The organism is Pseudomonas medicaginis (genome assembly GCF_965119365.1).
GTDB lineage: Bacteria > Pseudomonadota > Gammaproteobacteria > Pseudomonadales > Pseudomonadaceae > Aquipseudomonas.
In genome coordinates, this window is the sequence record NZ_OZ221631.1 from 6566433 (window position 1) to 6585579 (window position 19147).

At 63.2% G+C, this 19147-nt stretch carries 15 protein-coding genes; 4 read left to right on the top strand and 11 right to left on the bottom strand.

The features are described 5' to 3' along the window. Positions 1-11 precede the first annotated feature (11 nt). The 11 genes from ACMTA2_RS28995 to ACMTA2_RS29045 form a co-directional block, all read right to left on the bottom strand. A complete protein-coding gene (locus ACMTA2_RS28995) occupies positions 12-440 on the bottom strand; it encodes a DUF350 domain-containing protein (protein WP_413792824.1) in 429 nt (142 codons plus the stop codon). Between the two features lie 15 nt (positions 441-455). Further along, positions 456-1142 carry a DUF2491 family protein gene (locus ACMTA2_RS29000; RefSeq protein WP_413792825.1) on the bottom strand — a complete coding sequence of 229 codons (687 nt, stop codon included), beginning with the start codon at positions 1140-1142 and terminating at the stop codon, positions 456-458. After that, on the bottom strand, positions 1129-2163 hold the full coding sequence (locus ACMTA2_RS29005; RefSeq protein ID WP_413792826.1) for an ion channel: 1035 nt from the start codon (positions 2161-2163) through the stop codon (positions 1129-1131). Before ACMTA2_RS29005 ends, ACMTA2_RS29000 begins: the two co-directional genes overlap by 14 nt. Before the next feature lie 318 nt (positions 2164-2481). Further along, positions 2482-3180 carry a PspA/IM30 family protein gene (locus tag ACMTA2_RS29010; RefSeq protein ID WP_413792827.1) on the bottom strand — a complete coding sequence of 233 codons (699 nt, stop codon included), beginning with the start codon at positions 3178-3180 and terminating at the stop codon, positions 2482-2484. A 22-nt stretch (positions 3181-3202) separates the two neighbouring features. Continuing rightward, positions 3203-3784: a YjfI family protein gene (locus ACMTA2_RS29015; RefSeq protein ID WP_413792828.1), complete on the bottom strand. Its 582-nt coding sequence runs from the start codon at positions 3782-3784 to the stop codon at positions 3203-3205. A 406-nt stretch (positions 3785-4190) separates the two neighbouring features. Continuing rightward, positions 4191-5015 (bottom strand): YfaP family protein, encoded by an 825-nt coding sequence (locus ACMTA2_RS29020; RefSeq protein WP_413792829.1) that lies wholly within the window; start codon positions 5013-5015, stop codon positions 4191-4193. A gap of 3 nt (positions 5016-5018) precedes the next feature. Continuing rightward, positions 5019-6638, bottom strand: a complete 1620-nt coding sequence (locus tag ACMTA2_RS29025; RefSeq protein ID WP_413792830.1) for a DUF2300 domain-containing protein — start codon at positions 6636-6638, stop codon at positions 5019-5021. Position 6639: 1 nt separating this feature from the next. Beyond that, the gene (locus ACMTA2_RS29030) at positions 6640-11208 is read right to left on the bottom strand and encodes an alpha-2-macroglobulin family protein (RefSeq protein ID WP_413795742.1); all 4569 of its coding nucleotides are present in this window, start codon (positions 11206-11208) and stop codon (positions 6640-6642) included. After that, positions 11205-11864, bottom strand: a complete 660-nt coding sequence (locus tag ACMTA2_RS29035; protein WP_413792831.1) for a DUF1175 domain-containing protein — start codon at positions 11862-11864, stop codon at positions 11205-11207. Before ACMTA2_RS29035 ends, ACMTA2_RS29030 begins: the two co-directional genes overlap by 4 nt. After that, positions 11849-13558, bottom strand: coding sequence for a DUF2138 domain-containing protein (locus ACMTA2_RS29040; protein WP_413792832.1), 1710 nt, complete (start codon positions 13556-13558; stop codon positions 11849-11851). The genes ACMTA2_RS29035 and ACMTA2_RS29040 overlap by 16 nt, the downstream gene beginning before the upstream one ends. Before the next feature lie 30 nt (positions 13559-13588). Then, on the bottom strand, positions 13589-14377 hold the full coding sequence (locus ACMTA2_RS29045) for a YfaP family protein (protein ID WP_413792833.1): 789 nt from the start codon (positions 14375-14377) through the stop codon (positions 13589-13591). Positions 14378-14646: 269 nt separating this feature from the next. Here ACMTA2_RS29045 and ACMTA2_RS29050 point away from each other — a divergent pair, with 269 nt between their 5' ends. The 4 genes from ACMTA2_RS29050 (at position 14647) to dxs (ending at position 19052) form a co-directional block, all read left to right on the top strand. Then, a complete protein-coding gene (locus tag ACMTA2_RS29050) occupies positions 14647-15783 on the top strand; it encodes a Fic family protein (protein WP_413792834.1) in 1137 nt (378 codons plus the stop codon). Between the two features lie 128 nt (positions 15784-15911). Beyond that, a complete protein-coding gene (locus tag ACMTA2_RS29055; protein WP_003185917.1) occupies positions 15912-16154 on the top strand; it encodes an exodeoxyribonuclease VII small subunit in 243 nt (80 codons plus the stop codon). Then, on the top strand, positions 16151-17038 hold the full coding sequence (gene ispA, locus ACMTA2_RS29060; protein ID WP_413792835.1) for a (2E,6E)-farnesyl diphosphate synthase: 888 nt from the start codon (positions 16151-16153) through the stop codon (positions 17036-17038). The genes ACMTA2_RS29055 and ispA overlap by 4 nt, the downstream gene beginning before the upstream one ends. Before the next feature lie 115 nt (positions 17039-17153). Beyond that, on the top strand, positions 17154-19052 hold the full coding sequence (gene dxs, locus ACMTA2_RS29065; RefSeq protein WP_413792836.1) for a 1-deoxy-D-xylulose-5-phosphate synthase: 1899 nt from the start codon (positions 17154-17156) through the stop codon (positions 19050-19052). The last annotated feature ends 95 nt before the right edge of the window (positions 19053-19147 follow it).

The window sequence follows — 19147 nt, forward strand, 5'->3', positions numbered from 1 at the left end:
CCGTGGCGCAATCAGTTCGTGGAAGGCGTCATGCACGCGGCGTTCAACATGCCGACGCTGATGGCCACGGCCGCGATGTAGATACCCGCGGCGATTTCACCGTTCTTGATGCGCGCGGAGGCGCCCTTGAGCACCAGGCTGGTCACCAGGAACGCCAGCAACTGGACGACAGCGGCGATCACCGCCCAGACGACGAAGTCCAGCATGTTGATCGAGTAGGCGATCACGTTGCTGGCCGGAATGGCGAAACCGATGACGGCGCCGCCCAGGGCAATGGCCGCGGCCACGTTGCCCGAGCGAATCAGTTCGAACTCCTTGTGCGGCGTGATGCGGGTGTAGATGAACTGGAACAGCGCGAACAGCACGGCGGCGCCGAGGATGTACATGACAAAGCCGAGCACGGCGGCTTTGTTCAGGGAAATGGAGAGCGCTTCAAGCATGGACTTCTTCCTTGTTCAAAAAGTGTTCAGGTCAGTGGTGTACAGCGAAATACCCAGCGAAATGCTCAGGGCGACGAAGCCTTCGGCGTCCTCTTCGACGGAGAACAGCAGGAATTCCCGGCGATCCGTCAGGCCAGTGTCGCGGGAATACAACATCGAATGATGTTGCATGATGTAGGACTCGTCTAAACCGCTTACGCTCTCGCTCAACGCCACCAGCTCTGTCTGGCCAGCCTCGGTGCCCCATTCGCGGGTGTACTCGACGCCGTCGTAGGTGTAGGTCGGCAGGCCAATCAGGCTTTCTGGGCCGGCGAGGCGGCGCAACTCCTCTTCTGTGTTGATCCCGACGCAGCTGAGGTAATTGAACAGGATCACCGACTCGACCTGACCGACGATGTCGCCTCTGGTGTGCACTTGCAGCCAGTAGTCTTGGTCGTTCATGTAGTAGCGCAACAGCCAGTTCGACTGCCAGAGGTCGATGATGCCCAGGCCCCATACCTGCTGGGTGCCTGGGACGACCACGGTGCTGTTGCCATCGAACAACAACTTGAGCGTGGTATCGAACATGATCTGCTTGCCGGGGGCCAGGCCCAGGGGCCCGGTGGTAGGCCAGTGATCGCCGGCTGTCGTGTTCGTGTTCGTGTTCGTTTTCGTGTTCGCGTTCCGGGCCTCAAGCCCCATCAACTGATTAAACCACCCCATGGGACATTTCCTTGAGACGCGCGGAGGCGATGTAGAAGAGTTCTCCACCCACGACGCGCGTGGCGCCGGGCGGGTTGATCGCCGGGTGTCGGGCGCCCTTGGCGCGGTAACCAATCAGCGTAGCGTTGTGCTGTTCTTTCATCCGGGTGTAGAGGTCGCCGAACGTCGCTTCAAACGCCTCGGGCAGTTTCATCAGGTACTGGGTGGCGCCTTCGCCCACACAGAGCAACTCATTGATGACCACGGAAGAGCCCGGGTCCTGGGAAGCCCGAACCAGCATTTCGATGGCCATGCTGGAGGTGCATTCCAGGCTCGGTGCATAGGCGCTGGCGAGGGCGGCGATTTCGCTGTCGTTGAAGTGGGCGACCACATGCCCGGCAGGCTCCAATTGGTTGACCGCCAGCACGGTGGCCAGGGTCAGGTCGTCGGAATGGGTGCGCACCAGCACGCGTTCGGCACCCGGTACGCCGGCACGCTGCAACAGCGCGACGGAGGACAGGCTGTCGCCCTTGATGAACGAGGTCTTGCCGGGCATGGGGTTTTCTTCGAGATCGCAATCGCAGATGACGATCAGGTTGTCATTGGAGGTTTCGTCCAGCAGCAGCAATTCGATGACCCGCTCGCTGGAGGCGCCCTCCCAACCAATGAGCACCGTGTGGCCGACCTTGCCGGTGAAATCGCCTTTGCCCTTCATGCCTTTTCTCCATACATCGATGACACTGCTAGTGGTTTTGCCGATGACCGTCGTCAACAGGGCAATGCCCCCGAGCATGATCCAGGTCGCCACGAAAATTCGCCCGGCGGACGTCTGTGGCAACAGATCGCCATAGCCGACGGTGAGCGTGGTGGTGAGATAGAAGTAGATAAACGTGGCGGCGGCGATGAGGTGTTGCTCGCCCAGCAGCACGAGGCCGATCCAGGCCGTGGCCAGGTGCACGCCCAACGCAATGGCCAGGCCCGCCCAGCCGAACCGATGGAAGAAGGACGACGCGTACGTGCGCAACAAAAGGAAAATCGACATCGCGTCCCTGACTCCGTGGGGTTTGGTTCCTGGTGGGCTCATCGCTCTGGCGTCTGAGAGCTCGAGCGTGGTGGCCGGACAGCATTAAACCTGCTGTGGGGTTTGGATAAAAGTACTTCGGTGACAATACACCCGGTAATTTCCAGGAAAACAGGACTCGAGCACAAAACCCTGATGCCGAGCACAAGCTTGTGGTGAGGGGGTTTATCCCCTCGCCACAGGTTCTGTGCCTGGCCTGGCCTGTCTTGGTTTGGCTTGGTTTGGCTGGCTTGGTTTGGCTTGCCTTGGCTGATCTTCACCAAGGCAATGTCCACCCGATCACTCAGCCGATTTTTTCTTCAACCGTTCCAGGATCGCATTGGCGCTGCCTTCGTTCGGCGTGATGCCGGCATCGCGCAGCTTGCGCTCCAGGTCCGAGCCGGTCGAAGCCTCGGCCAGTTCGTCCTGGGCTTGGAGTTCAGCGGCCCGTTGCTGTTGCTTGGCTTGCAGGCGGTTGAGCGTACCAACGGCGGTTTCCAGCTTGCCATTGGCGCCGCCACTGGCGATCGAAGCGCTGACCTGGGCCTTCTGCACGCTTTCGCGGGCCTTGGCCATGTCCACTTGCTGACGCAGGCTTTTGATGCGGCTTTCGGCCTTGGTGATGTCCTTGCGCATGTTGTTCGCATAACCACCAAATTCGGTCGCGTGCTTCTGCTCGGCTTCCAGTTCGTTGGTCAGGGTCGAAATGGCCTCGGCCACTTCCAGCGCCAGGTCTTCGCGGTTGGCCTGGATCGCAGCCAGGGCCTTGGCTTCCAGGTCCTTGATCTTGGCGTTGTATTCACCGACACGATCGGTCGCCAGCTTGTGCTTGGCCATGATGGTGACCAGTTCACGCTTGGCATTGGCCAGCGCGCTGTCGGCATCGCGGATTTCCTGGTCGAGGATGCGCAGGGCCTGCTGGTCGACGATCGCTTCGCCGACTTCGCTGGCACCGCCACGCAGTGCGGTGAACAACTTGCTCCAGATGGACTGAGTCATTGGATGGTTCCTATTCGGCGAATTAGATGAAGAAGCGTTCGAAGGCTTCGCTGGCGCGCTGGACGTTGTCGACGAGGGTTTTGACCTCGGTGACGACGTTGGTCAGGCTGGAGTCGGCGCTCAACGCACCGAACATGTTGTAGACGACCTGTCCATTGGGCATGGTCTCGATGCCGATGGACGACAGCGGGAACATCTCCCGGCTGCGCAACACGGCGTCGTTGAAGGCCGCCACGTCATTGATCGACTCGACGTCCACCAGGACGGTATCGACGATGATCTGGTCGCCGACCACCGCGATGTAGATCGGCAAGCCGCCGAAGTCATTCATTTCCAGTTTGATGCTGGATTCGGAGCCTTGAATGAGGGAGAGGGTGATGTCGTTCGCGACCACTTCGTCCAGGGCCTGAAGGGCGCTGTAGAGGCGATCGATGTTCCAGTTATTACCTGCGCTCATGTAATTCTCCGACATGAATGAGCCAGCCAGAATCGGTTGGCGTAGCTGTTTCTCCATTTGCTTGAGCAGGCTTCGGTTTTCGGGAAGCACCCAAGTCTCGTGTTTCACATACCCGGCGGCACTCAGGCCCGCGCGCATCTGCTTCATGTAGAAGCTCGATGGTTTTTTCGCAGAGGATTTCGAGCGCTCTCCCTTGCGGTTCGCTGTATCGGTCACAGACCCGTCAGGCGGATCTGCTGGGGAGCTACTTTGCATGGTGCTGAACCCCACTGTAAAAAACTCACGCGTGAGAAACACTACAGGTACTTTCGAAACCTCACAATAGCTCACGCGTGAGATTTTTTAGCGACTCATCCTCCCTGTGGGAGCGAGCTTGCTCGCGATGGCGGTACATCCGCATGCAGAGATGTTGGATCTGTCGACGCCATCGCGAGCAAGCTCGCTCCCACAGATTTTTTTGAGCGTTCACAGATCAGGCGTCCACCATCGATCCTCAGCTCCCACAGGGGGATCTCCTCAGGCCGCGACATCAGTTGTGACTGATGATGGCGACTTACGGATAGCTAAAACTTCTGACCAACGTCAGCTCACCCACCGCCCGCATCGGCACGACGAAGGTTTCCATCTTCTCGTTCGGCGTGCCTTCTTCGGTGATCACGGTGACTTGTGCGGTGGTCAGGGCTTGCTGCGCTTGTTCTCCACCGTCCTCGCCGTCGTCCTGATAGCGATAACCGCCGCCGTAGTAGTTCACATACACCAGGTACTGGCCCTTGATCGGCGCGGGCATGGCGAAGATTTCCGGGCCATAGCCGGTGGTGACGTCGACGTCGAGGGCGGCGCCGTTGGCGACGGCACGGTCGCCGTACCAGATGTGGGCGCCGTCCGGGGTGACCAGGTGCAGGTCAAGGTCGGTGCCGTCGCTGTCCCAGGTCAGCAGGACCCGCAGCTTGGCCGGCGTGGCGCCGCCGCTGGTGTTGAGAAATTGCGTGCGGCGGCGCTGCTGGCCATCGGCGCTGCGCACTTCAACGCTGTTGCTGCCGTTGGGGAACGAGAACGGCCGGTCGAAGCGACCTTGCTCATCGAGTTTCAGCGGCAGGCTGACGCCGTTGACGATGAGTTGGCCCGGCGCGTTGCTGTCCTTGGGCGCGCCTTTGATCTGCCCAGTAATGCGCGCGGTGTTGGCCTGGCCTGGGGGCGTGTTGACCGACGAGGCCGGGTAGTTGACGGTCTGGCTGAAGCTTTCGCCTTCACCGCCCGGCGCACCGCTGCGCCAGCCGCCGACGGGGGTGTCGAGCGTGATGGAGTCGGCGGCCATGGCCGGTGGCAACGCAGTCAGGGCGCAGAGCAACAGCAAGACCTGTGGATAACGGAGTGTCATGGTCTATTCCAGCAAGAGGTGACGGGCGAGCCCTTCGATATAGGTTTCGTCCTGGCCGTTGGGGTGAGCTTCGAAGGCCAGGTGCAGATATTCATGTGTCAGGTCGAGACGATCCTGCAGCGACAGCACGCCGCGCACGTAGATGCGCTGGCGCTCGCGGTCGACATAAGGCCGGCCGAAGGCGACGCGGCAGACGGCGAACGCGCTGATTTCGTTGTAGCCCACTTCACTTTCCAACCGCTGACGCCAGCCCCGGCGCTGCTTGAGCAGCCAGTCCTGGGCGGCAGGCAGTGCTTCGCAGGACGCCACCGGGTTGTCCCAGCGACTGAGGCTGGCACGCGGGTAGGCGTGCAGCAGGATGGCGTCGTAGCGTTGGCCTGCGTTGGCTTGCGCCACCGCTTGCGCCCAGGACAGCTTGTCCGGGCCCGGCTGGTCGGAGTGATACGTCACATCGGTGCCGGCCAGGACCAGGTCACTGGTCCAGGCGGCGATGGCGCGGGTTTCAGGCGCCGCCGGACGTGGCGCGACGCGCTGGCGATGACTGCTGTCGTCGATGCTCAGGCAGTCACCGTTGCGTTGGGCGTTCTGCAGCAAATAAGTACGGATCGCCACGGCCAACGCCTTGGCGGCTTCTGCGGGTTCAGCCTTGGCTTCGCGTTGCAGGACCCGGGCGACGTACTCCTCCCGGTCCAGGCGCGCCACCAGCTTGCCGGACATCAGGAACAATTCGCCGTCGCTGTGGATATCCAGTTGGTTGCCATTGGCGAACGCAACGCGGTAGTCACCGCGCAGTTGGCCCGGCGCGGCAGGCCGGTCACCGGCCATCACCCGCTGCAAAGGGTAGCGGGCAAACAGGCCGACCTCCACGCAACGCCCGGTTTCCGCCGGCCAGCGCGATGGCAATGCCGCCGCCAACCCTTCGCCATAGACCTTCAGGACCTGCTGGCTGGTGCCACGGCCACCGGCCCATACCGGCGTGCCATCGGCCAGCCAACCGGCAAAACCGCCCTGTCGCGATGAAGGGCCCTGGTCACCCAGCCAGCTCCAGGTCTTGACCCGCAGGCGACTGCCCAACTCGCCGACCAGCCGCCCGTCCGCCGCGCCGAGCACCACATCCAGCAGCACCCGACGGGCCTGGTCCTGGGCCGGCAGTGTGGCCAGGGCCTTGAGCAGTTCCGCCACAGGCACCTGCGTCTGGGGTTGCAAGGTCGGCAGGTCCGACAACCAGGTCGGTGCCTGGCGGGCCTGCCAGTAGTCGCGCCAGCTCGAGGCCGACAGCCCGAGCCGCTGCGGCTCGAAATACAAGCCACAGGACTTCACCAGCGCCTGGTCGCGACCGATGCTCTGCCCGGCATTGCAGCAATAGACTTCTTCCTTCGACTCGCCGCGGCATTCATAGACCGGCTCGCGAGCGTCGGTGTCCACCAGCCAGGCGTAGACAAACAGCTTCCACAGGCTGCCCAGTGGCGCTTGCAAGGTGTCGGGCAATGGCTGGCGATCCAGCACCTGGGTCTGGTTCACCCGCAGCAATTGACCGTCGAAGGCCAGGCGCAACGGCTCGTCCTGCGCTGTTACCAGCGCAGGGATCAAGCACAACAGCCACCCAACCAGCGGCCAACGCATATCAGTTGACCGTGACCTGACCGAGCGCCGGTTTCTGCTCCCGCGCCTGATGTTGCGGCGCGTAGACCTGGGTGAAGCGCACCGGCGGCAAGGTGAACTGGCCCTTCTGGGAGAAACGCACCAAGTGCCGCAGGCGCAGCTCGCCACTGAGGGCATCCACCGGCACCGCATACGCCATCTGGCCGGGCTCGAAACGGGCCTTTTCCAGGGACGTCGGTTCGCTGTCGGCCTTGCCCATCAACTGGATGCCCCAGGTGGTGCGCTCCACATCGGCGCCCGGCGGCAGCGGCACTTCGAGCATGCCGTAGCGCAGAGGCGTCGGGGCCTTGCTGTTGATGATCACCTCATCCAAATAGAGGCTATCGCTGGACAACGGTTTGTTGCCCACGGCTTCGAGCTTGAAGGTGAAGGCCTCGTCGCCCGGCACCAGACGCGAGAGGCGACGGGTGATGGACACGGCCATCGGTGCTAGCGGCGGTTGCTGGCTCTGGAAGCTCAGCGCCGCTTGCAGTGGACGCTCCTGGGCGCCGGTCAGGGTCAGCATCGTTGGAAGCTGCGCGCCCTGCCACTGCCAGTAGGTTTCACCGGTCACGCCTTGCTTGGCCGCCCAGCCTTCGCCCGGCGCCAGGGCCACGGCCGGTGCCGCCTGTTCGATGCTGCGCTGCAACCAGGTCAGGGCCAGGGCCCGTTCCAGGGTGGACTGCTGCGGCAGCACGCGCTCCAGCAGTGCGGTGGCGCGGGCCTGATCAAAGGTCTGCAACGACAACACCAACGCCTCGACGAACGGCTGGGAGCTGAGTTCCAGTTGCTGCTGCGCGGCGTCTGCCTGACGGCTGAAAGCCGCCGGCAACGGCACCTTCGCCTGTTTCGCCAGGGACGCGGTCAGCACACGGGCACTGGCCAGCCCAAGGGCGGAATCCGGGGCGTACATCACCAGGCTGTCTTCGCCACTGTCCAGCACGCTCTCGGTGCTGTCTTCACTGGCCTTCGCCAGATCATCCATCAGGCCGCTGAGCAAGGTGCTCACCGGCAGTTGCATCTGCTTGGCGAACGACAGGATCAGCGCACGCTGCAGCAGCGGCGTATCACCGGCCTGCTTGGCGTAGACCTCCAGCACCCGCTGCCAGTGCTCCGGCGGCAGGCTCAGGTCCAGGGCCTGGCTGGCGTGCCAGTCGGCGTAATAGGCATAGGCGGTGAGGAACGCATCCGGCTCACCGTCCTGGCCCCACCAGGTGAAGCTCGCCGACGGTCCGGCCATTTGCACCAGGCGCAAGCGGCTGTTTTGCATGATCAACCGCAAGCGGTCGCGGATCTGCGGGTTCGACGCCAGGGTCGGATAGGCGATGCTCAGTGGCAACAGACGGCTGGCGGTCTGCTCTACCCCGCCGTACGGGTAGCTCAGCAGGTCGTCCAGGGCCGAACGGAACAGCGCTTGCGGGCTGTCGTCCAGGCGCAGGCGAATATCGCTGGCGTCGGCCGGCAGGGTCAGCGGGGTGTCGCCGCTCGCCACATCGAGGCGCTGGCTCTGGGTGACTTGCCAGCCATTGCCGCTGGCGTTCAAGTGCAGGGCCAGGGCGTCCTGGGTTTCGCCGTTCAATTGCAACTGCACGCTCAAGTCGCCACTGCTCAGTTCCAGGGCCGGCAGCGCCACGTAGTTGATGCCGTTTTTCAGGTCCGCCACCACGCGCTGTTCAGCGCCGGCATAACGGATCAGCAGCTCGGCCTTCAGCGGTTTTTCCGACTGGCTGAACGCGAACAGGCCAAGTTGCGGCTTGTCGCCCGTGCGGAAACGGGTCGGGCCGCTCCACTTCAGGTACAGCGGTTTTTCCGAGGCGATGAACTGCTTTTTCTGGCCCACCTGGCCGTCGTCCGCAATGGCCTTGGCCGTGATGCGCCAGCGGGTCAGGGAATCCGGCATCTTGAAGGTGAAGCGGGCCTTGCCGTTGGCATCGGTGACCAGCTCCGGTTGCCACGCAGCGGTGTCGACGTCTTCACGCCGCGGCCGCTCCAGCACCTTGACCCCACGTTCGCTGCGGTTGGCCTTGCCTGGCGCGCCAGGGCTGCCGGGCAGCGCCACATCGTAGCTGATGAACGACAGGCTGGCACTGGTGCGCACGTTGTTGCGGCGCGGGTGATAGAAGAACTGGTCGATGGTCGGCGCGACTTCCGGCTGCAGGGCGTAGACCATTTCGTCCACCACGCTGACCGTCAGGTGCGCCGGGATTGCCTTGCCGGCGAACTGGGTGCTCAGGTCCACGGTCACCGTGTCACCTGGGCGGTAGGTGGCTTTGTCGGTGACGACGGCAACGTCGATCTGCGGCGTAACCACCTTGATGCCAGCGTTCTGGAAGCTGTACTGGCCGCCCTTGGTGTACAGCACCGAGAAGGTCAGGTTGGGCGCAAAGCTATCCTTCACGGCAATGCGCGCGCGGTACTGGGTGTCGCTGAGTTTTTCCATCTTCAGCCAGTCGCCGCCCTTGGACAGCAGCGCCGTGGCCTCGACCTTGTCCCGCTCCAAGGACAGCAGCGCATCGCTGACCGGCTCCGGGAACGTGATCAGCGCCAGCGCTTCGTCACCGGTCTTGTATTCGGACTTATCGAAGACGATCTCGACCGTGCCTGGCACGGCCTTGATGCCTTCACCGGTCACCGCATGGGCGGCGGCGCCAATGACCCGGCCGTGGTCGTCCTTGAGCGTCAGGTTGTAGGTGCCGGGGCGTTCGAAGGTCAGGCTGAAGCCCTTGTCCTTGGCCGTCAGCTTGCCTTCGCCGGTGCTCTGGTCTTCCAGGCGCACCCAGGCGTAGCTGCCTGGCGTCACAGCCTTGGCCTGTTCGTTGCCGCCTTCGTTGGCGTAGCTGAACGACACCTTCTGGCCGGCGGCGCTGAACCGCTGGGGAGCGCTCAGGCGGAAATTCGCCGCGCCACGGTCGATGAGGATTTCCTTGGTGGTCTTGACCCGATACGCCGCGCCATCGCTGGCGAACACGGTGAGCGTGTAGCGGCTCGGCTTGTCGGCGGCCGGCAGGTCGAGGGTCGCGTTGCCCTTGGCATCGGTGGTCACTTCGCTGCTGGTCAGCTCGACCGGGAATTGCCCCAGGTATTGCAGCTCGTTATCCACCATCGACAGTTGCTGGGCGCGCAGGCTCAGGCTCACCTTGGCGTTCACCACGGGCTTGCCGTCCGGGTACAACAGCACCAGGTTGCCCTTGACCGGCTCGCCGGTGCGGTAATCCTGCTTGGCCAGGTTCAGGGCGATCTCGAAGTGCGGCTTGATGTATTCGGCGACACGAAAGGCGCTGCTGTAGAGCTGGTCCTTGTAGCGCAAGCGCAGTTCATAGCCACCGGCCACAGCGCTTTCCGGCAGTTGGAAACGGCCTTGGGTGCCGGCCTTGGAATCGAGCTTCAGGGCCAGGGTCTGCAGCTCGGTGCCAGTGGCGTCCAGCACGCTGACATTGACGTCGGCGGCCGTCGGTTGCACCGAATCACGGGCGTTCTTGAACTCGCGACCGACGATTTTCAGCGACACCCAATCCCCCGGCCGGTAGAGCGGCCGGTCGGTGAAGGCATAGAGCTTGGTGTCGTAGATCTCGCTGTCGTAATAGAAGTTTTCCGAGACGAATACCCCGCCCTCCTCGTCTTCGCCGATCACGAACGAACGCTCCGGGCTGACGTGTTTGAGGCGCAGCAGGCCGTCTTCATCGGTGGCGCCGCTGCTCATCACGCCCAGGCCGTCGGTCCACAGCACGTTGACCTTGGGCACCGAACGCCCTTCATGCTTGCGTGCAGCCCAGACCAGCAATTCATCGCCGGCAATCTTGCTCACGGCCACGGTGTTGGAGACGAAGACCATGGTGGTCGCGCGGTATTTGCCGATCAGCGCTTCCACCAGGTACAGGCCTGGCTTCAACTGGCCCAGCGGCACATAGACGTTGCCCGGGGCGACGCTGACGAATTCACTGGACGAACCGGCCAGGTTGACTCCGGCCGGCGGCTGGATCGGCTTGGCCTGCCACAGCGGATAACGGAACTGGCTGACCACCGGCAAGCCCGGGATCAAGGCGAATTGAGCCGGAGCCTCATAAGGTGTCGGCGCCACGAGGGCATCGCCGATCTTCAACTCCGGCACTTCTTCGGTGACCTGCTGGCGGGACTCGTAGGAGAACGCCCGCTGCATCACCCGGCGAGACTTGCGGTACCAGTTGTCCCACAGGTACGCGAGGGTGTTCGACAGCCCTTCGCCCTTGAACTGGCCGTCGCTGACCACGCGGTGCAGGTTCTTCTGGCGCTTGAGGAAATCCAGCGGCTTGTCGATGCGATAGACGCGGATATCGGCGCCGCCGTAGGGCTCCATGCGAAACCGACGGTAGTCGCGGCCCGGCGCTTCGAGGCGGACCATGGCCTGTTCGTCGCTGGCAAAGCTGCTGTCGGCCAGCAGGAAGAAACTTTCACCGGACACCGGCGTGTAGCCGCTGGGCTCCACCGTGTCTTCGGCGTTCACGACAGGTGCCAGCAACAAGGCAAACAGCAGGGGCAATTTTGAACACAAGCGCAGCATGCGGGCACCGGTCATTGGGAGAGAAAGTTGAGTCGATAGACGCCGATGAAGTTGGGGTTGGCTGCGTCGGGTATCCATCGGGTGTCCTTCCAGTTCATGAGTTGTTGCAGGCTTGCGGAGCGCATGCCGTTGTCGGTAGGGGTTGTGGTGCCGGTGTGATAGGCGATGTAGCGGCCCATCCAGATCATCAGGTGCTGGTCGTCGCCCTGATCGAAGAACATCAGGTCGCCGGGGCGGGCCTGGGCGACATCGCGGCCCACCAGGCGACTGTTGAACTGGATCAGCTTGATGGCGTTGACGTAGGGCCCGACCTTGCCGCCGCCCTGCTGCCATTGCTGGGCGAGGCGCCGTTGCGCATCGCTGAGCGGCAGCTCCGGCGGCAGGTAGCGATTGGACAGGCCATTGCTGCGCAGCCATTTTTCATCGTGGACCTTGAGCGCTTCGTTGGCGGCAAAGCGCACCAGCCCGGCGCAGTCCTGCTGGTACCAGCGCGGGCTCGGGCCTTTGGTCAGTTGCTCTTGGGCGATGCGCACGAACCAGGCGCGAAAGACCTGGGATTGCTGCACATCCAGCGCCGGCGCCTCGACGGCCAGCGCAGGCCCGCCGAGCAGCAGTGCCAGCCACAGCGCCCACGCGGGGTTGCGGATCAATGCCGTCACAGCGCTTTCCATTCCAGCGGCAGCCACTGCCAATGACCGTCCGGCTCACTGCCTTCAGGCAAGGTCAGGGCGTATTTGCCGTAGCCGCCGAGGGTGCGCAGTTTCGGGATCAGGTAGGTTTGCGCAGCGTTGTAGAACACCGGTTCCATGTCCTGGGGCAGGCTGTCGAGGGTTTCGCGCTGCATCAATTGCGCCATGGAATCCGGGCCGAAATAGACCGGCATCAGCAGGTCCTTGGGCACCATGTCGGCCATGGGCGGGAAGCGTTTGTCGAGGGTGCCGAGGGCCTTGTCCACCAATTTGTCATCGAGGGAAAACAGCAAGGTCGAACCATGGCGTGCCAGGCTGACCCGCAGGAACGCCTTGCCGGTGATCGCCTCGGGCTGCTCTGCGTCCTTGGCCGGGTAAGGGCCGAAGTTCGAGCTGACCTGACGCAGCCACTGGTGCGTCGTGCCTTGTTGCTTCTCCACCACCGGGAAGGCATGTTCGGCGACGTTGTTTTCATAGGCGCCCACCATCGAACCGAACAGGTTGCCCAGGTCGGCGTCGAGCTTGCCATCGTCTTCGTTCAGGCTCGCCACCAGCAGCGGCGTGTACAGCCGCGAGTCGGCGTACCAGCACAGGCCTGCGGCGCCGGCCACATGGTCGACCATGGCCTGGGCGGCCTTTTCGTCGGCGCCGAGCCTGATCAGCAGCGGTTTCTGTTGCTCGGCGGCCAGGGGCAAGGCCACGCAGGCACTGGCGCCCATGGGCATGGCTTGCCAGATCGGCTTGAAGTCGAAGTCCGGCTGGTTCTCCAGTTCGTCCATGGCCAGGAAGCTGTGCCAGCCCTTGTCGTCCATGTCGAAACGCAAGCCGGCGAAGTTCGGGATGAAACGCTGGTAGCCCATGGCGAGCACGCTGGCATTGACCGAGATGCGCTGCTTGACTTCCGGCGCCTTGGGCGGCAGGCCGAAGGCTTCGGGAAACAGTTTTTCCCCGGCCAGCAGCGCCTCCAGGGCTTGGGTCGAGACCATGCCCCGTTCGTCGGTAGGGCCATTGCCTTTGTCGTAGAGCTTGGTCGGGTTGGACAGCACGACCAGTTTGTCGCCGTGGGAGGCGAAGACCAGGGATTTGCTGGCGTTATAGTTGAGCTGATACAGCGCGACTTCGTCGCCCCCCACCTTCAGGTCGCCGAGCTTGCTCAATTGGCTGTCATCCAATGCGACTTTCGCCAACGGTTCCAGCACCTTCGCCAGGCCGCCGCGATCCATCACCAACAGGAAATCCTTGAGGCGACCGTCCGCACCGCGCCACAGCGCGACATCGGCCGGCTGGTCGAAAAGTGTTTCGATCAGGCTGTCCTGCAGCTTGAGGTCATGCTCGTAGATGATCCGGCGCAGGCTGCCGATCAGCCCGAGGCGGTCGGCATGGGCTTCGTAATAGAAGACGAAGTCCTCGGTGAGCGTGGCCTTGAGAAACGGCACCGCCAACAGGTCCTTGGGCAACTGGCTCAAGGAATGGGCCTCGAGCAAGCCGTCGGGGCGGCTCAGGCCGAGCTTTTCCAACGCCAGTTCCATGGGCGGTGCCTTGGGCTTGTTCATGAACCAGCCCAGCCCGGCGGCCACACCGGCGACCAGGCACAGCCCGATCAGTATCGCCGGCCAGCGGCGCACAGGTTTGGCGACAGGTGTCGGCGTGGTCGGGGAAGCAGTGTTGTCGCTCATATTCACAAGGGCCTGTTCATCCGTGGAGCGTTAGTAGTTGAAAGTCTTGACCAGCAACAGATCGCCAATGGCGCGCAGGGGCACGACAAAGGTCTCGCGTTTTTCATCGACGGTGTTTTCGTTGAGCACCAGGTTGATCTGCGAGGTGATCACCTCGTTCTGGTTGCTGGTCTCGTCGAAGTTGTAGCCGCCGCTGCCGTAGTTGCCCCAATAGTTCACGTAGACCAGGTAGGTGCCGCGCATCGGCGCGGTCATGGTGAACATTTCGGGGCCGGGGCCGTCGACGCCGTCCGGGTCGAGACCGCCGCCGTTGCTCAGCGCCGGCCGGCCGAAGAACGCATGTTGGCCGTCGGGTGTGACGATATGCAGGTCGAGTTCGGCCTTGGGATCGTCCCAGCCCAGCACCACGCGGATCTGCGCCGGGGTGCGCAGGTTGTTGGCTTCATAGAATTGCACGCGCTTGAGGGACTGGCCTTCGGAGCTGCGCACCTCGACGCTGTTGGAACCGGCGCCGAACGCATACGGCCGGGCGAAACGCCCCTCGTCGTCGGTGTAGAGATTCAGTGGATTACCGTTGACCGCCAGGCTGTGGGGCTGGCGAGCCGTGCCCATGGCTTTGATACGGCCTTCGATCATCGTGCGGTTGCGCTGCACGCCCCGGTCGATCGGCGGCGTGGGATAGGCGACTTGCGGGTTTTCGGTGCGATCGAGCAAGCCGCTGTAGCGCCAACCGCCCACCGGCTCCGACATCTCGGCAGAAGGCTGCGCCCACGCCAACGGCGCGCCAAGCAACACGATCAGTAAAGAAAGAAAACGCACGTATGCCTCCTGCTCATGCACGACGCAACCCGGCGCTAATCCTCAGCGCGCTTGTCATTATTCAGGTTTCGTCTGAAGGCCCCGTCGCAAGGGGGCCGTAGATGGCGCGAAGGTTAGCGATTCGGCCAATTATTAACAATCGGGGAACGCGTGATTCTGTGTGGGAAATCACGTCCCGAAGGGGCGTGAGCCGAATAGGGCATTTATTCGGCTCACAGAATGAGCCGAATAGCGCTAATATTCGGCTCATCCACGCTTGGGACAGACACATGAGCATTCACTGGATCTGGCAACAGCCCGATTGGCCCGATTTTCATTGGCGAACCGAAGCATTGGCACCGCTGCTTCGCGAGTGCGTGAAAGCCCAAGGTCAGTTGCTCGGCATGACAGGGGCAGTCACGGCTTCGCTCAGTGCCCAGAACGAACTGGATGCGCTACTGCAAAACATCGTGACTTCTTCGGCCATCGAAGGAGAGCAATTGAATGTCGGCTCGGTGCGCTCGTCCCTGGCTCGCCGCCTGGGACTCAAACACGTCGAGGACACTCCGGTCAGCCAACGCAGCGAAGGCTTGGCGAACCTGTTGCTTGACGCAACGCGGCACTTCAACCAACCCATGACGTTCGAGCGACTGCAGGAATGGCATGAGTGGCTGTTTCCCGGACAGGCCGAGGGCCTTGTCCATCGACAGATCCGCGTGGGCGCATTGCGCGGCGACGAACCGATGCAAGTGGTCTCTGGCAGGCTGGACCGACCGACTGTTCACTTCGAGGCACCACCACGCCTGGGTCTTGAACAGCAATTGCAAACGTTCATCGACTGGTTCGAGACCAGCCGCCACCAGGCCGGCCTCGATCCTTTGCTGCGCGCCGGTATCGCGCATTTCTGGTTTGTCACCCTGCACCCGTTCGACGACGGCAATGGCCGCTTGACCCGCACCCTGACCGATTTGGCGTTGGCCCAGGGCGAAGCCCAGGCGATTCGTTTCTATGCGATGTCAGTGAGCATCCTGGATGACCGCGCCGGTTATTACCGGATCCTCGAAACCAGTCAGAAAGCCACGCTGGATATCACTGACTGGCTGACCTGGTTCCTCCAGACGCTGTTGCGCAGCTTGCACAAAGCGATGACGCAGATCGAAAGCGTGTTGGGCAAGACGCGGTTCTGGCAGGCCCATCGCGCTTTGGCGCTCACACCTGAACAGAGCAAAGTGCTGAACCGGTTGCTCGATGGCGGCGAAAAAGGCTTCGAGCATGGAATCAGCGCCGCTCAATATCAGGCCGTGGCCAAGGTCTCCAAGGCAACGGCAACGCGCCATCTGGCCGAGCTGCTGGAGAAGGGTTGCCTTCGGAGGATGCCCGGCGGGGGGCGCAGTACCCGTTACCAGATCAACTATCCAGCCGACTGAACACCCTGTGGCGAGGGAGCAGGTCGGTGCAAGCCCGCTGCCCCGCTTCGATCCCCTGCCCTGATTTGCCCGAACACCCCATGTCTGCTAGTGTCGCGCCGGTTTAACAGTCAACCGGAATAGCCGCCATGGCCCGCAAAAAAGCTGCACTGGATTTCGAACAATCTCTGGCCGACCTGCAAACGCTGGTCGAACGACTGGAGAACGGCGAATTGTCGCTGGAAGACTCGCTGACCGCCTTCGAGCAGGGTATCGGCTTGACTCGCGACTGCCAGGCGGCGCTGGCCCAGGCCGAGCAGAAGGTGCAATTGCTGCTCGAACGCGACGGTGAGTTGACCGAAGAGCCTTTCGACGCGGAACAACCTGAATGATCGGCGCTTATCAGGCCAGCAGCCAGGCCCGGGTCAATGCGGCCCTGGACACCTTGTTCAGCGCCCCGAGCCCGGAACTGGCGCGCTTGTACGAAGCCATGCGCTACAGCGTGATGAACGGCGGCAAGCGTGTGCGGCCACTGTTGGCCTACGCCGCGTGCGAAGCCCTGGGCGGCCAGGCCGAACAGGCCAACGGCGCGGCCTGCGCGGTGGAGCTGATCCACGCGTATTCGCTGGTGCACGACGATTTGCCGGCCATGGACGATGATGACCTGCGTCGCGGCCAGCCCACCACCCACAAGCAATTCGACGAAGCCTGCGCGATCCTGGCCGGCGACGGCTTGCAGAGCCTGGCGTTCAGCGCCCTGCTGGACCCGGCCTTGAGCGATTGCCCGGCGCAGATTCGCCTGGACATGGTCAGTGCCCTGGCACTGGCGGCGGGCCCTGCCGGAATGGTCGGGGGCCAAGCCATCGACCTGGGTTCGGTGGGCCTGAAACTGGACCAGGGTGCCCTGGAATACATGCACCGGCACAAGACCGGCGCGCTGATCGAGGCCAGCGTCAAGCTCGGCGCCCTGGCCAGCGGCCGGGCCACGCCCGTCCAGTTGCAAGCCTTGCAGACCTACGCCCAGGCCATCGGCCTGGCGTTCCAGGTCCAGGACGACATCCTCGATGTCGAAAGCGATACCCAGACCCTGGGCAAGCGCCAGGGTGCCGACATCGCCCGCGACAAGCCGACCTACCCGGCCCTGCTGGGCCTCGATGCCGCCAAGGCCTACGCCCTGGAATTGCGCGACCAGGCCCTGGAAGCGTTGCGACCGTTTGACGCGGCGGCCGAGCCGTTGCGCGACTTGGCGCGGTATATCGTCGAACGACGCAGCTGAGACAGGGTCAACCCATTCATAAGTGCGTATCGGCCAAGTTCCGGCCTACGCGTGGGCAGCTTGCGATGCATAAGGTAAACTGCCGCCTCTTTCTATACCTATAACGATTCGCCTGATGCCCACGACGTTTCAAGAGATTCCCCGCAAGCGCCCGACCACGCCCCTGCTGGACCGCGCCAACACGCCGGACGGCCTGCGTCGCCTGGGTGAAGCCGAGCTGGAAACCCTGGCCGATGAGTTGCGCCTGGAACTGCTCTACACGGTCGGCCAGACCGGTGGGCACTTCGGCGCGGGCCTGGGCGTCATCGAGCTGACGATCGCGTTGCATTACGTGTTCGACACCCCGGACGACCGGCTGGTGTGGGACGTCGGGCACCAGGCCTACCCGCACAAGATCCTCACCGGTCGTCGCGAGCGCATGGGCACGCTACGTCAGAAGGACGGCATCGCCGCCTTCCCGCGTCGCTCCGAGAGCGAATACGACACCTTTGGCGTCGGTCACTCCAGCACCTCCATCAGCGCCGCCCTGGGCATGGCGATTGCCGCCCGTCTGCAAAACAGCGAGCGCAAGGCCATTGCCGTGATCGGCGACGGCGCACTGACCGCCGGCATGGCCTTCGAGGCGCTGAACCACGCGCCTGAAGTCGACGCCAACATGCTGGTGATTCTCAACGACAACGACATGTCGATCTCGCGCAACGTTGGCGGTTTGTCCAACTACCTGGCGAAGATCCTCTCCAGCCGCACCTACGCCAGCATGCGCGAAGGCAGCAAGAAAGTGCTGTCGCGCCTGCCCGGCGCCTGGGAAATCGCCCGCCGCACCGAAGAATATGCCAAGGGCATGCTGGTCCCCGGCACGCTGTTCGAAGAATTGGGCTGGAACTACATCGGCCCCATCGACGGCCACGACCTGCCGACGCTGATCGCCACCCTGCGTAACATGCGCGACCTCAAGGGCCCGCAGTTCCTGCACGTGGTCACCAAGAAAGGCAAAGGCTTCGCCCCGGCGGAAGTCGACCCGATCGGCTACCACGCCATCACCAAGCTCGAACCCCTGGACGCCCCGGCCGCCGCGCCTAAAAAGGCTGGCGGACCGAAGTACTCCGGCGTCTTCGGCCAGTGGCTGTGCGACATGGCCGCGGCCGACCCACGCCTGGTGGGCATCACCCCGGCAATGAAGGAAGGCTCGGACCTGGTGGCCTTCAGCGAACGCTACCCGCAGCGCTATTTCGACGTGGCGATTGCCGAGCAGCACGCCGTGACCCTGGCCGCCGGCATGGCCTGCGAAGGCGCCAAGCCCGTGGTGGCGATCTATTCGACCTTCCTGCAACGGGCCTACGACCAGTTGATCCATGACGTGGCGGTGCAGAACCTCGACGTGCTGTTCGCCATCGACCGCGCCGGCCTGGTGGGCGAAGACGGCCCGACCCACGCCGGTAGCTTCGATTTATCGTTCCTGCGCTGCATCCCCGGCATGCTGGTGATGACCCCGAGCGATGAAAACGAGCTGCGCAAGATGCTCACCACCGGCCACCTGTTCAATGGCCCGGCGGCAGTGCGTTACCCCCGTGGCACCGGCCCGAACGCGACGATCTCGACCGACCTCGAGCCCATCGAAATCGGCAAGGGCGTGATTCGCCGCCAGGGCAAGCAAACCGCCCTGCTGGTGTTCGGCGTGCAACTGGCCGAAGCCTTGAAAGTCGCCGAGACCCTGGACGCCACCGTGGTGGACATGCGCTTCGTCAAACCCCTGGACGAAGCCCTGGTGCGCGAAATGGCCAGCCAGCATGACCTGCTGGTGACCCTCGAGGAAAACGCCATCATGGGCGGCGCCGGCGCGGCAGTCAGCGAATGCCTGGCGCGGGAGAACATCCTCAAGTCCGTGCTGCACCTGGGCTTGCCGGACCTCTATGTCGAACACGCCAAGCCGGCGCAGATGCTGGCCGAATGCGGGCTGGACGAGGCCGGCATCGAAGCGGCGGTGCGCCAGCGGTTGCAGTTGTTGGGCCTATAATTTTCAGACCACACAACCCCCTGTGGGAGCGAGCTTGCTCGCGATAGCGGTGTCTCAGCCAATGGGTTAATGGACTGATCTTCCGCTATCGCGAG